This window comes from Acinetobacter bouvetii DSM 14964 = CIP 107468 (assembly GCF_000368865.1).
In the GTDB taxonomy this organism is placed as follows: domain Bacteria; phylum Pseudomonadota; class Gammaproteobacteria; order Pseudomonadales; family Moraxellaceae; genus Acinetobacter; species Acinetobacter bouvetii.
This window is the reverse complement of the sequence record NZ_KB849726.1, coordinates 472,246-486,442: the sequence shown is the minus strand read 5'-3', so window position 1 is coordinate 486,442 and position 14,197 is coordinate 472,246. Positions and strand designations below refer to the sequence as shown.

General features: G+C 45.2%; 13 protein-coding genes and 1 pseudogene. 4 read left to right on the top strand and 10 right to left on the bottom strand.

Annotated elements, in window-relative coordinates; translation table 11 throughout:
- Positions 1-376: 376 nt before the first annotated feature.
- The 3 genes from F941_RS05140 to F941_RS05130 form a co-directional block, all read right to left on the bottom strand.
- Positions 377-1,309, bottom strand: a complete 933-nt coding sequence (locus F941_RS05140; protein ID WP_005008591.1) for an electron transfer flavoprotein subunit alpha/FixB family protein — start codon at positions 1,307-1,309, stop codon at positions 377-379.
- A 17-nt stretch (positions 1,310-1,326) separates the two neighbouring features.
- On the bottom strand, positions 1,327-2,079 hold the full coding sequence (locus tag F941_RS05135) for an electron transfer flavoprotein subunit beta/FixA family protein (protein ID WP_005008590.1): 753 nt from the start codon (positions 2,077-2,079) through the stop codon (positions 1,327-1,329).
- A 559-nt stretch (positions 2,080-2,638) separates the two neighbouring features.
- Positions 2,639-3,244: a LysE family translocator gene (locus F941_RS05130; protein WP_005008589.1), complete on the bottom strand. Its 606-nt coding sequence runs from the start codon at positions 3,242-3,244 to the stop codon at positions 2,639-2,641.
- A 113-nt stretch (positions 3,245-3,357) separates the two neighbouring features.
- On the opposite strand from F941_RS05130, the gene F941_RS05125 reads away from it, so the two are divergent.
- Complete coding sequence (locus tag F941_RS05125; protein ID WP_005008586.1) at positions 3,358-3,852, top strand: Lrp/AsnC family transcriptional regulator; 495 nt, start codon at positions 3,358-3,360, stop codon at positions 3,850-3,852.
- Positions 3,852-4,473 (top strand): annotated as a pseudogene (locus F941_RS05120) (GNAT family N-acetyltransferase). Before F941_RS05125 ends, F941_RS05120 begins: the two are co-directional and overlap by 1 nt.
- On the opposite strand, the gene F941_RS05115 reads toward F941_RS05120, so the two are convergent.
- Positions 4,379-4,750 carry a hypothetical protein gene (locus tag F941_RS05115; protein ID WP_005008580.1) on the bottom strand — a complete coding sequence of 124 codons (372 nt, stop codon included), beginning with the start codon at positions 4,748-4,750 and terminating at the stop codon, positions 4,379-4,381. The pseudogene F941_RS05120 and the gene F941_RS05115 overlap by 95 nt on opposite strands.
- Positions 4,751-5,174: 424 nt before the next feature.
- Between F941_RS05115 and F941_RS05110 the strand changes: the two genes are divergently transcribed.
- Positions 5,175-6,857, top strand: a complete 1,683-nt coding sequence (locus F941_RS05110; protein WP_005008577.1) for an amidase — start codon at positions 5,175-5,177, stop codon at positions 6,855-6,857.
- A gap of 41 nt (positions 6,858-6,898) precedes the next feature.
- Here the strand turns inward: F941_RS05110 and xerA are convergent, their stop codons facing one another.
- From xerA to F941_RS05080, 6 genes are all read right to left on the bottom strand, one after another.
- Positions 6,899-7,822, bottom strand: a complete 924-nt coding sequence (gene xerA / locus F941_RS05105) for a site-specific tyrosine recombinase/integron integrase (protein ID WP_005008574.1) — start codon at positions 7,820-7,822, stop codon at positions 6,899-6,901.
- A 9-nt stretch (positions 7,823-7,831) separates the two neighbouring features.
- The gene (locus F941_RS05100) at positions 7,832-8,446 is read right to left on the bottom strand and encodes an alpha/beta fold hydrolase (protein WP_005008571.1); all 615 of its coding nucleotides are present in this window, start codon (positions 8,444-8,446) and stop codon (positions 7,832-7,834) included.
- Between the two features lie 101 nt (positions 8,447-8,547).
- On the bottom strand, positions 8,548-9,393 hold the full coding sequence (gene dapF, locus F941_RS05095; RefSeq protein WP_005008569.1) for a diaminopimelate epimerase: 846 nt from the start codon (positions 9,391-9,393) through the stop codon (positions 8,548-8,550).
- A 13-nt stretch (positions 9,394-9,406) separates the two neighbouring features.
- The gene (gene lysA, locus F941_RS05090) at positions 9,407-10,651 is read right to left on the bottom strand and encodes a diaminopimelate decarboxylase (protein ID WP_005008566.1); all 1,245 of its coding nucleotides are present in this window, start codon (positions 10,649-10,651) and stop codon (positions 9,407-9,409) included.
- A gap of 23 nt (positions 10,652-10,674) precedes the next feature.
- The gene (gene lptM, locus F941_RS05085; RefSeq protein WP_005008564.1) at positions 10,675-10,905 is read right to left on the bottom strand and encodes an LPS translocon maturation chaperone LptM; all 231 of its coding nucleotides are present in this window, start codon (positions 10,903-10,905) and stop codon (positions 10,675-10,677) included.
- A gap of 132 nt (positions 10,906-11,037) precedes the next feature.
- Complete coding sequence (locus F941_RS05080; protein ID WP_005008562.1) at positions 11,038-12,441, bottom strand: amino acid permease; 1,404 nt, start codon at positions 12,439-12,441, stop codon at positions 11,038-11,040.
- 285 nt (positions 12,442-12,726) lie between these two features.
- Here F941_RS05080 and radA point away from each other — a divergent pair, with 285 nt between their 5' ends.
- A complete protein-coding gene (gene radA, locus F941_RS05075) occupies positions 12,727-14,121 on the top strand; it encodes a DNA repair protein RadA (RefSeq protein ID WP_005008560.1) in 1,395 nt (464 codons plus the stop codon).
- The last annotated feature ends 76 nt before the right edge of the window (positions 14,122-14,197 follow it).

Below are 14,197 nucleotides of genomic sequence, written 5' to 3'. Positions count from 1 at the left end.
TATGTCGTAAATCCAGCTAAAATTTCACTCAAAAGCATGAGTCAAAATGTAAAATACAGCCGTAAATTATAGCATAAATCTGCTTTTAAATGTGTGTTTTGACAATCTGCTATCTTGTTATATTTTTTAAAAATTTGAATATTTTTTAGACAAAAATTTAGACTCTGGCCAATAGTAAGATGTTATGATTTTTTTATCTGCTGAAGGCCCATCAAACATGCGGTTAAATCTGATTTCTCAGACCCAATAATCTCTTTCAACTGAATTTAAGCCCAGCAGCCTTAGGGCTCATAAAAACCCAAACTGACTCAAAAACGCAGCTCAAAAAAAACCCTCAGAATAATCTAAGGGTTTTTTGAAACAGTAATTTCAGAAATTAGATTTTAGAAACCAATTCTGGAACTACAGTGTTCAAGTCACCGACTAACCAGTAGTCCGCTACTGCATTGATAGGCGCTTCTTCGTCTTTGTTGATCGCTACGATCACTTTAGACTCTTTCATGCCCGCCAAGTGCTGAATCGCACCTGAGATGCCTACAGCGATATACAGTTCTGGCGCAACGATTTTACCCGTTTGACCAACTTGCATGTCGTTTGGTACGAAGCCAGCATCTACTGCAGCGCGTGACGCGCCTTGAGCAGCACCTAGCTTGTCAGCTAATGGATCAAGCACAGTGTGATAGTTTTCACCCGAACCTACACCGCGGCCGCCAGATACAACAATGCGAGCAGCTGTTAATTCTGGACGTTCAGATTTCACGATTTCTTCTGAAACGAACTTAGAAATGCCAGCATCGCCAGTTGATGCAACAGCTTCAACGGCAGCAGAACCGCCTTCAGCAGCAACTGGATCAAATGCAGTACCACGTACAGTTGCAACAACGATTGATTCGTCAGATTGAACTGTAGCAATCGCGTTGCCTGCATAGATAGGACGCTTGAATGTATTTGCTGAATCTACTGCAATAATGTCAGTGATCATGCTTGCATCAAGAAGCGCAGCTGCGCGAGGCAGAATGTTTTTACCAGTTGTTGTAGACGCAGCAAGAATGTGCGAATAGCCGGAACCGATAGAAGCAACTAATTTAGCTACGTTTTCAGCCAATTGGTTTGCATAAGCAGCGTCGTCAGCAAGTAATACTTTGCTTACGCCCGCAACTTTAGCCGCTTGGTCTGCAACCGCTTGCGCGCCTGAACCAGCAACCAATACAGTGATATCACCACCGATTTTTTGCGCTGCAGCAACAACGTTAAGAGTTGCACCGTTCAGTGCTTTGTTGTCGTGCTCAGCGATAACTAAAATACTCATGATTTTATCCTTCTGTATTAGATCACTTTCGCTTCATTTTTCAATTTTTCTACAAGCTCGTCCACAGACTTCACTTGTACGCCAGCTTTGCGTTCTGCAGGCGCTTCAACTTTAACAGTTTTAAGCTTCGTTGCAGGTGTAACGCCAAAATCAGCCGGTGACTTGGTATCCAGCGGTTTTTTACGCGCTTTCATGATGTTTGGAAGCGCTGCATAGCGAGGCTCATTCAAACGCAAGTCAGTAGTGATGATTGCAGGAAGCGCAAGCTCTACAGTTTGCAAACCGCCGTCAATTTCACGAGTCACTTGCACTTTGTCGCCGTCAACTTTAACTTCTGAAGCGAAAGTGCCTTGGCCTGCGCCAAGAAGAGCGCCAAGCATTTGGCCAACTTGGTTAGAGTCGTCATCAATCGCTTGCTTGCCAAGAAGAATCAATTGAGGCTGTTCAGCGTCTACAACGCCTTTAAGAATTTTAGCCACTTCAAGCGCGCCCAGCTGGCTGTCATCCGCTTCAACCAGGATGCCGCGGTCAGCGCCAAGCGCCATAGAAGAACGGATTTGTTCTTGCGCTTCTTTAGGACCAATAGAAACAACAACGATTTCTGAAACAGTTCCTTTTTCTTTTAAGCGAACCGCTTCTTCCACTGCGATTTCACAAAATGGGTTGATTGACATTTTAACGTTCGTTAAGTCAACACCACTGTTGTCCGGTTTAACACGGACTTTAACGTTGGCATCAACCACACGTTTTACAGCAACAAGAGCCTTCATGTAATCCTCGGCTGTTTTAGCAAATATAAATGTTGAGAAAAGTTATATTAACTCTTCACTTTAAATTTTTTAGGTGCCCTATCTTGCAATGCACATGGCATTTGGGTCAAGTCACAATTATCGAAAGACCTGTAAAAATGCGTAATTTTCCTTGAACTTAACGTTCACACTTTTTCCGGACTATTTTATTTCATTGTTTTAACAAAAGATTCAGTCAATTTTTAACCATTGATTTTTATTATCTTTTTACTTGATGAGCTTCATCAAAAGTTTTGATTTAATCGTTCTTTCAAATCAGCCATTCATCTTGTTTATGCAGAAATGTCCTGCCGGCATATCATCTGCCTTTATGTCATTTAGGATAGATGCTCTATATTTGCAGCATTTTCTTCAAACATTCATCTTTCTGTAAAATGCAAAATTACAGCAGCATTTATGTGCATTGAAGTTTTACCGGTTCAAGCTTAGTGCATTGCAGAATTGAACAACCCAAAAGCCTGCTGAATTCAGCAGGCTTTTTAGCCGCTCATACAAAAAGTTCAGCATTCGGACAGGCATATTAATTCGCCATCAGCCACGCTGCGGCCAGTCCCAATAAGCCTCCCGATGCGCCATCTATCCACTTCTGCTTACGTTCATCAATATGGGTTTTCTGGCTGATTTTGCTGAAAATCAGGCTCAAAGCGCAGTACACCACAAAAATCAGGCCAATAAACACGAAAGACAGGATAAGACCTTGCGTGACTGTATTGCCCGACTGGTCAATAAATTGTGGCAAGATCGCAAAATAGATGAGCATGCCTTTCGGATTAAGCAGCGCAGTAAAAAAACCTTTTTTGATGGGGTTTGAACTGCTGTGATTTTCAATAGACAATTTTTTATTGCTGAACACCGATTTGATTAAATGCGCTGCTAAATAAAGCAAATATGCGATGCCGAGCCAGCGGATGGCCTCAAACAAAATTGGAAAAGACACAATAATCGCCGCGATACCCAGCGCCACTAAAACAGAATGCACCAAATAGCCAAAACAAATACCTACAGTCGCCATTATGCCTGCTTTTGCATCTTTGCCCATGACTTGAGACAGAATGAACAGCATATCTGGCCCTGGGGTAAAAATTAGCGGTGTAACCGTTAGTGCAAAGAGTAGCAATACAGACATTTTCCTTTCCTTTTACTGTATTTCAAGGAGAAAAATAGTATCTGCGAATTGATCTAAAATAGGATTTCATTTATTCTAATTTTATTATTAATTTTAGAATTATATTCTAATTTATGAAGATTTCTTCCAAATCTGTTCTAGTCAAACTAGATCGAATCGATAAAAATATCATTCATGGCCTGCAGAACAATGGCCGAATGCAAAACAACGATCTTGCGCGCGAAATTGGCCTATCGCCTTCGTCCTGCCTGCGGCGCGTGAAATTACTGGAAGAGGCCGGCGTCATTCAAAGCTACACCACAGTGGTCGATCCGCAAAAAATCGGCTTTCAGCTGCTGCTGTTTTCCCGGATTTGGCTGGTCGGTCAAGATGCCGAAACGATTGATACCTTCATTGAAGCAATGAAAGAACTGCCGCAAGTGATGGAGTGCTACATTATTTTAGGGGAATGCGATGCCATGCTGAAAGTGGTTGTGCCGGATTTAGAAAGCTACCGTAAATTTCAATCCACGCATTTAACCAAACGCAACGGCATTACCAGTGTAAAAACAGATGTTCCGAGCCAGATCGTTAAGCAAAGCTATCAGCTGCCTTTGGAAGATTTATGATGCAAAACTGCCCAAACACTAAGCCGCTAGTCCTTTTAGAAACTGCACGGCTGATTCTCAGGCCGTGGGAAACTGAAGATTTGGCGCCATTTGCGCACATGAATGTCAGTACTCAAGTCATGCAGCATTTTCCACAGACGCTGAACACACAAGAAAGCGATGCGCTGGCAGATAGATTTAAATGGCTGGGGATTCTGGGCGCTGGAATTAAAGCAAACAGGACAGTTTATTGGATTTACTGGACTGCATTTTCAGCCGGATTTATTTGAATTTTCTCCATGTACTGAAATTGGCTGGCGCTTAGCTGCCGAATTTTGGCATCAAGGCTATGCCACTGAAGCAGCGGACGAATGCCTAAGATTCGCCTTTGAGGTTTTGCAGCTCAAAACAGTGAAAGCATTCACGGCCGTGCAAAATAAAGCGTCTGAAAATGTGATGCTGCGTTTAGGCATGCAGCATCAGGGCTATTTCAATCACCCGAAACTGAATTCAAATAGCCCTTTACTGCGTCACACGCTGTATTGCATTAAACAGGCTGATTTTCTAAAAAATCACGGTGAATATGGCTTAAATCAATCAATTCATATTGAGCCAGCTCAAAGATTTGCCAAACCTCAATAAAGTCCTGCTTAGAGTCAAAAGAAGCCGTCGGAGATTGCGTTTCTTGCCATTGCAGGTCAGAAATCCAAAGATAAGCTTTTTGTGTATCTGCATGAATAGCTTGCACTTTACCATTGGCATTCACCCCCTGCACAACTGCATTTACAGGAAGAGACGGCTCAATATTGGGCAAACTGATTTCCACAAAATGCTTCACTTGCCGAAGGCCATAACCAGCAAAAATCTCTTTTTGTTTGGAGCTGAGCTGATCATACTTTTCTTGAATATCCAAAATCATTTCTTTTGCCTAGTTTTCAATTAAATTCTTTTATACGCATTTTTCGGAACAGCAGCGATTCCTCGGTTCGCTTAAGCGGATCCTACGCATTGATGGATTCTTTTATACGTGAAAAATTGCCTTTTTTTTATTCTACATTAGTGCAAGCATCACTATTAATCGCATCTAAGCGTTTACTTTCGAATAATTTATGTTCTTTGCACGCTTTTGTCTAGATTTCTTAAATATTGTTACCGCTTTTTAATCATTTCAAAATTAATTGAAATTTAATGCATGTTTACTGTGCAGCAAATGATTCAAATACGCACAAAACACTGCAGCAATCATTTTTTCATTCAAAAAATAGCTCATAACATCAATATCTTCAGTGGCACAACACTTGCATTGCTTCTCTGATCAAATACGATCACTGAGGAAAATACCTGTGCTGAACTTTAAAAAAACTATTCTACTTATATCGCTTTCCGCATTTTTAAGCGCCTGTAACGATTCAGATGAATCTGCATCCAATACAGATAATGAAACTATAAAACCAATTGCATTCACCCCAGTTGAAGCCAGTATTGCAAGTGTGCATCAATCGATTCAAAGCAAAGGCGCCAGCTGTGTTCAAATTGTGCAAAGCTATTTAGACCGAATTGAAGCTTATGATAAAAAAGGCCCCACATTAAACAGCATTATTTCTGTTAATCCGTCCGCGCTCACAGATGCTCAAGCCCTTGACGATTATTATGCACGGACAAGCCAACTCAAGGGTCCGCTTCATTGTGTAACGGTGTTGCCCAAAGATAATATTGATGCAATGAACATGGCAAATACCGCTGGATCACCCGCCCTGAAAGACAATTTCCCAAAAGATGATGCCTATATCATTCATAAAATTAAAGAAAATGGCGGCATTATTTTGGGCAAAGCTAATTTAGATGAATTTGCTTTTGGTTTTGGCGGTAAATCCAGCCATGAAAACGGCGGGCAAACTAAAAATGCTTATGATCTGACGAAAGGGCCTGGCGGTTCATCTGCAGGCACTGGCGCCGCGATTAATGCCAGCTTAGCGTTAATTGGCATTGGCACAGATACTGGCGGTTCTATTCGTATTCCTTCCGCCGTGCAAGGCTTGGTTGGCCTACGCCCTTCACTTCGCCTAGTCAGCCAAGACGGTATTATTCCTTTGGCGCCTACTCAAGATACTGCAGGCCCAATGTGCCGCAAAGCAATCGACTGCGCTATTTTAATGGATAGCTTAACTGGCTACGATCCATCCCCATCGTCTAATCAGCGCAATGATTTTGACCGCCTTGCGCCTTTAGTCGCTTCCGAAACGGAATACCGCACTTTGTTTTCTGTGCCAAATTCTTATGTTCCAGCAGAAACAGCATCATTACAAGGCAAACGCATTGGCCTGGTTCGGGCACTCTACGCACAGCCCAACAGCCGCGGCGTGATGAGTGAAGATGGCCAGCTGGTTAATGAAGCCATGGATCAAGCAGTAGAAAAAATGAAAGCTGCCGGCGCGATTGTCGAAGAAGTAGACATTGAAGATTTAGCCAATATTTTAACCAAATACTCCAGCCTTTCTGCCTATGAGTTTAAGACATCACTGAGTGCTTATTTAAAAACCACGCAAAGCATTTTTCAATCTTATGCAGACCTGCAAAAAAGCGGCCTGATGATTGCAACTTTCAATAATTATGACCGCGACCCAACAGCAGCATCCTTTATTGAAGGCTATCATCTCAATACCGTGATACGCGCGCCGCATGTTCGCGGAAATCTCAATGCAGCCCTAGACCATACAGACTTAAACGGTGTATTTAAGGGAACAAGCTACGATGCCTTGGCCTATCCAACCATGACTGCTTTAGCTGCCGATCTAGGCAACAGCCCATCTGCTGGAACGAATAACCGCCTCAGTCCATTTAGCGGCTTCCCGGCGCTTTCCATGCCGGCTAAAACAGTGACATCATCACGCAGCAGCTATCCAATGAACGTCAATATTGAATTCATCGCACGTGAATTTGATGAACCAACATTGTTGAATATTGCGACAGCTTTTGAGAAAGCAAATCCTGCACGCCAAGTCCCTGTTCATACCCCGGCGCTATAATGCTTTGCTAAAAAATAAATGAGGAGTTTCATGCTTCTCGTTTATTTTTTAGCTGCCCGCGGGTGCGCCTGATCATAAACTTTCGCCAAATGATCAAAATCGACATGGGTATAAATTTGAGTCGTGGTTAAATTGCTGTGTCCCAGCATTTCCTGTACCGCGCGCAAGTCCCCGCTATTGGACAGCATATGGCTGGCAAAGCAATGACGCAGCAAATGCGGATGCAAATCCACATTGACCCCTGCCCGCTGCGCTTGAAATTTCACCCGGTTTTCAATTTGCCGCGCGCCTAAAGGATTGCCTTTTTGGGTAATAAACACATTGGCCTCGGGCACAAAATCACCGTGCCATAACGGGTACACCTGCAGCCAATTCATGACAGCTTCTTTGGCTTTTGCGCCAAACGGCACAATACGGGTTTTATTCCCCTTACCGGTAATGCGCAGCAGCTGCCGGTTAAAATCAACATCTTTGATCCGCAGCGACTGCACTTCCGCCAAGCGCAGCCCGCTGGAATACAGCAGTTCTAAAATCGCTTTATCCCGCAGCCACATTTGTTGCTGCGCCTCTGTTTCTGGCGATGGCTGATCCAAAATTTGATTGACCGTTTCGATATCCACCAAACCCGGCAAAGGGCGGGACTGGCGCTTTAGCTGGAAATTATCGGCAGGGTTGAAGCGCATATATTCACTGTGCTCCGCCCATTTCATAAATTGACGGATCGCGGACAGCATGCGCTGCAAACTGCTGGAACTGAGTTGATGGCGCTCGACCTTGTATGCCAAATATTCACGTAGATCCGAAGTTTCCAGATCTGATAACGGAAGATTCCGTTTGCCGCAAAATAGAATAAAGTCCGAAACATCGCGCTCATAAGCCCGCAGGGTATGCGCAGACTGATTTTGAATTTCCCGTTCTTTGAGCCACATGGCCAGCAATGCAAATGCATCTATTTTAGAGGACATACTGCCGACTCATGCGCTGCTTTCTAACGCATGCAAATATTCGGTGACGAATTCAGCAACTTCCGATGCATGCTGCGCTGCAAATAAATGATCGCCTTGTTGAATAATATGCAGTGTTGAATGTTGAAATTTCTGATTTAAGTACCGTCCGACTGCAACTGGGCTGATCAAATCTGCATCGCCCCACAACAGCAGCACTTCCTGCTTAATCTTAGATAATTGGCTGGCGTAATCCAAATGAACAGCAGCAAACCAGTCTGGATAATTTAAAAATTGATTCTTGTATGCGCTCCGCCAATCTTCAACCTGGAAAGGGCTTAAATCAATACCGCCTGAAGTCGCAATGAGCACCAGCCCTTTCACCAGCTCAGGCTTCTGCAGTGCAGCCTGCAGCGCCAATATGCCTCCCATTGATTGCGCGATAATTACGCACGGCTGATCCACCTGTGCCAGCACATGACGGCTCAGGCTATCAAAATCATAGACACTTTCCTGCATGGGCACTGAACCAAAGCCGGGATAGCCAATAACATGCTTGGAATAGCGCTCTGGCAATAAGGCCATTAATGGCTGCCAAAATTCAAGGCTGCCGGATGCGCCAGGAAGAAATATCAATGGTGTCATTCAAGTTCAAGGCAAATGCATTCTTTTGTACAGCATAACTGATTTACAGGCATAAAAAAGCACCATCTTACGACCGTGCTTTTTTATTGCTTAATTTGGCTTTAACCTTGGAAGTAGCTCAAATCCAAACGGCCTTCGTAGACATTTGCAGTCGGACCGGTCATCCAAACCACATCGCCTTCGCGCCATTCAATTTGCAGTTTGCCGCCAGCCAATTCAATTTCCACTGAATTTGCCAATAATCCACGGCGCATGCCTGAAACAGCTGCCGCGCAAGCGCCTGTACCGCAAGCCAAAGTCTCGCCGACACCGCGCTCAAAAACACGCAGACGCGCATGCTTTTCATCAATGATCTGCATAAAGCCCGCATTCACCCGCGCTGGAAACCGCTCATGCGACTCCAGCTGCGGGCCTAAACGCGCGACATCCGCCTGAATCACATCAGGGACAATTGTCACGGCATGCGGATTGCCCATATTGACAACATCAATCGTGAGCTGTTCGCCGTCAGGCAAGCGAATGTCATATAAATTTTCAGGTTCTTCTGCAAGAAATGGAATTTCTTGCGGCAGGAATTTAGGGTAACCCATATTCACGCGGACCCAGCCATTTTGCCCCAGTTCCGGCTCTACAATGCCAGCCTTGGTCTGCACTTTCATTTTGGTTTTACTGGTCAGCTTACGCTCATGCACAAAACGCGCAAAGCAGCGCACGCCATTGCCGCATTGTTCAACTTCAGAACCGTCTGCATTGAAAATCCGGTATTTAAAATCGACATTCGGCATATCGGGCGGCTCAACAATCAAAAGCTGATCAAAACCAATGCCAAAATGACGGTCTGCCAAACGCTGAATAGTCATCGTGTCTAAAAATGCGCGCTGACTGATTAAGTCCAGCACCAAAAAGTCATTGCCTAGGCCATGCATTTTAGTAAATTCTAATAGCATCTCGAATTACTCCTTAAGGCAACAGGCGTTCGCGTTCCCACAATGATTCGATGCTTTCGCGCTCACGAATCAAATGCGGCTGATCACCATCGACCATCACTTCAGCAGCGCGGCCGCGGCTGTTGTAATTAGAACTCATCACAAAGCCATATGCACCGGCGCCCAGCACTGCAAGAATGTCATTTTCCTGAATTGCAAGCTCGCGCTCTTTCCCTAAGAAATCGCCCGTTTCGCAGATTGCGCCGACCACATCCCACTCTTTCGCTTCAGTATCGCTACGCGGCGTCACTTCCTGAATATCCATCCATGCTTCGTACAAAGCTGGACGGATCAAGTCATTCATGGCGGCATCAATAATGGCAAAGTTGCGGTGATTGGTCGGTTTCAGCAAATCAACTTTAGTCAGCAGCACGCCTGCATTGGCCGAGATGCTGCGGCCCGGCTCCATATAGACTTTCATGCCTAATTTTTCTAAAGCCGGCTTCATGGCATTGGCATATTCTTCGACGGACGGAGGAGTCTCATCCTTGTAGGTGACACCTAAGCCGCCGCCAATATCGATATGCTTAAGATTGATGCCCAATTCTTTGAGTTTCTCAATCATCACCATCACGCGGTCTAAAGCATCCACAAAAGGCTGGGTTTCTGTCAGCTGTGAACCGATGTGGCAGTCAATGCCGACGACATCTAAATTGGGCAATGACGCTGCATATTGATATGTTTCATACACGCTGTCAGATGGAATGCCGAATTTATTTTCTTTTAAGCCCGTCGAAATATACGGATGGGTTTTGGCATCCACATCTGGATTGACGCGCAGCGAAATAGGCGCTTTTTTGCCTAGTTTCGCCGCTACTTTCTGAATGCGGTCCAGCTCTGCATAAGATTCGACATTAAAGCAGGCAATCCCTACTTCCAGCGCTTTCTGAATATCGGCTTCTGTTTTACCTAGGCCCGAAAATACAATTTTCGATGCATCGCCGCCCGCTTTTAAAACCCGCGCCAGCTCGCCGCCCGTCACAATATCAAAACCAGCGCCCAGCTTGGCCAATACATTCAATACCGCAAGATTAGAGTTTGACTTGACCGCAAAGCAAATTTGATGATCGATAAAGCTGAATGCACGGTCCATATCTAAATAATGTTTTTCAAAAGTTGCTTTTGAATAAACATAAAGCGGCGTGCCAAATTGCTCTGCGAGCTGCTGTAGAGAACATTGCTCTGCGTGCAAAACCCCATTAATGCGGGTAAAACTCATGAATGTATCCTTGCTTTTAAGAGTTAAGGTGTAGTGGTGGAAGTCGAATCTTCAGGCGCAGCTGGCGGCTGAACTGGAGCCTGTTCAGGCTGCTCCGCAGATTTTTGTGGCGCTTCTGCATCTGAATAAAGCAAATATTTTGCACGTTTATCGTGGTTCTGATCGTTCGGCAGCTGCAAAGCGCCCGACTGACCGCAGCCCGTGAAAGCAAAACCCACGGCGCATAAACTCATGCAGCAAATGACTTGGCGCATCTGTTCACCTATCCATATTTTCAAAGAAGTATAGCGCAATCGCTTGGCTGACCGAAGCGCTAAACGCTAGAGATTATCGTCACTCATAAAAAAACGCCAGTCTAAGGCTGGCGTTTTTTTATTTTACTTGAATTATTTGTGTTTCGGTTTATAGAAACCAAAGTAACCGATAATCAAAAGAATAAACCAGATTGGGCTGACCATCAGCGCTTTCATCGTATCTGCTTCTAAAGACAGCACATAAATCATGCCGATAAAGAAGATGATGACCACCCAGCAGGTAAACAAGCCGCCAGGAAGCTTAAAGGTTGATTTCGCATGCAGCTCTGGGCGTGTTTTGTAATAAATAATGTAGCTCCAGATAATCATTAGCCATACGCAAATAAACAAAATCGTTGATAATGTCGTTGCTAAGGTAAATGCTTCAACTGTATTGGGCACAAAATACTGCAGCGCTGCACCCAACAGCAAACATACTGCAGAGAAGTACAATGCATTGGCTGGAACAGCGCGGCTATTCAAATGGCCAAAGGCTTTCGGGCCTTGCTCTTCACGCGATAAGCCAAACAGCATGCGGGATGTTGAGAACACGCCGCTGTTCATAGAAGACATGACTGATGACAGCACCACCAAATTCATAATAATGGCCGCCGCCGCAATGCCCGCCTGACTGAATAAATTCACGAACGGGGAAACCGTCGGGTCAATTCGATTCCAAGGCGTGACTGACATGACAATCACCAAGGCCAGCACATAGAAGATAATGATGCGGACTGGAATTGAATTCACTGCTTTCGGCAAGTTTTTCTCAGGATCTTTGGTTTCCGCAGCGGTAGTACCCACCAGCTCCACGCCCACAAAGGCAAAGATGGCAATCTGGAAGCCCGCCAGGAAGCCCGTGACGCCTGTAGGGAATAAACCGCCATGCGACCAAAGATGAGAAAACGCAGCAACTTCACCTGTCGTTGAAGTAAAGCCCGTAAAGATCATCCACAGGCCAACGCCAATTAAGACCACAATGGCAATAATTTTAATCAGCGCAAACCAAAATTCCAACTCACCAAACAGTTTTACGGTAACAAGGTTCAGCCCCATAATAAACACAATGGCGGCGATACTGATCATCACCCCTTCCCCTGGTGTAAAAGGTATGCCTCCATTAAAGAACTGCAGGTAATAAATAATTGCGGACAAATCTGCAATGCCGATGGTGATCCAGCACAGCCAATAGGTCCAGCCGACAAAATATCCTGCCCAAGGGCCAATCAAATCAGTCGAAAAATCGATGAATGATTTGTAATGGAGGTTAGACAATAACAATTCGCCCAGCGCACGCATGACGAAAAACACCATAAAACCAATAATCATGTAAATCAGTAAAATGGATGGACCAGCCAAGCTGATCGTTTTACCTGACCCCATGAATAAACCAGTACCAATTGCGCCGCCAATAGCAATCAATTGCAGATGGCGGTTAGATAAACTTCGCTTTAGTTCACTATCTTCGGTAGTCGAACTGAGGTTTTCATTTGACATTGTTATTTTGTCTCTCAGAATTCAGTGTGTAAAAGTAGCCCAAAAAAATAAAAATAAAAAAAGGTTTTTGAGCGATTAGCTGATATTTTTAACGTCCAATTACGTTTTAGATGTTTTTTTAAACAATGTCACCTGTATCCTTTTCTATTTGGCTCTGTCCTTGATAAATTAGCAGTTTGCGTGCCAATTTAAATTATGCGGAGAATCTGCTCAAAAAATTGTTTTTATAAGCCGCTATTGCTACATTCTCAGCATCTCTAATTTCTTATACAGATAACAAGCTACATGAGTAAAGTCAAAACTGTTTACCGCTGCGAACAATGCGGGACTGATCATCCTAAATGGGCAGGCCAATGCACAGACTGCGGTGAATGGAATTGCCTCACAGAAGTCAGCATTGCCCCGGCCGTTAGCCACCGCGCGCAGCCCAAAATGGGCAGCGGCGGCTATGCAGGCCAAGCAGCCTCTATCACCACCTTAAATAAAGTGACCGTTTCACGTGAATCACGCTTAGCTACAGGCATTGGAGAGTTTGACCGTGTCCTTGGCGGCGGCTTGGTCACAGGCTCAGTGGTTCTGATTGGCGGCGACCCCGGCATCGGCAAATCCACCATTTTATTGCAGACTGCCACACATATGGCGGCAGCCAACAGTTCGGCCTTATATGTAACCGGTGAAGAATCCCTATCTCAAGTCGCCCTGCGCGCACAGCGTTTAGACTTGCCGACCGATCAGCTCAAAGTCATGGCGGAAACTTGTGTAGAGCGCATATGCGATATTTTGGCGCACGAACGCCCAGCCGTGGCCATTTTGGACTCTATTCAGACCCTGTATACCGAAACCTTGCAGTCTGCGCCGGGCGGCGTATCGCAAATCCGTGAATCAGCAGCCTTGCTGACCCGTTTTGCCAAGAACAGCGGCACATCTTTATTTATTGTTGGCCATGTCACCAAAGAAGGTTCCCTTGCCGGACCGCGCGTTTTAGAACATATGGTGGACTGTGTGCTGTATTTTGAAGGCCAGTCTGATTCACGTTTCCGCATGATCCGCGCAGTGAAAAACCGCTTTGGCGCTGTCAATGAGTTGGGCGTGTTTGGCATGACCGATAAAGGCCTGCGCGAAGTCTCCAATCCTTCAGCGATTTTTCTCAGCCGTTATGATGAAGCCATTCCCGGCTCAATTGTGGTGATCAGCCGTGAAGGCACCCGCCCGCTGCTGGTTGAAGTGCAAGCGCTGGTGGATGATTCTCAGGGTCAGCCTAGACGTGTCGCTTTAGGCCTGGACCAAAACCGCCTGAACATGCTGCTGGCCGTCATGCACCGCCACGGCGGCGTGCAAACCTCAGGACAGGATGTTTATGTCAACATTGTCGGCGGCTTAAAAATCACCGAGACGGGTTCAGACTTGGCGGTACTGCTGGCCTGCGCGTCGAGTATTCGGGGTAAGGCGCTGCCGCAGCAGCTGGCTGTGTTTGGCGAAGTCGGCCTTTCAGGTGAAATACGCCCTGTGCCGAATGGTCAGGAGCGGCTAAAAGAAGCCATCAAGCACGGCTTTAAGCATATTATTTTACCGCGCGGCAATGCGCCGCAAAGCCCGATTCCTGGCGTAAATATCATCTCAGTCGCACGCCTGCATGAAGCGCTGACTGAAGCAATGAATCTGAGTGAAGAACTGACTTAATCGCTATTTCATGTCTTGAATCGTTTTTTTAATAAAAAAAACGATTTTCCTATTGAAATTCAAATAAAATGCCTGC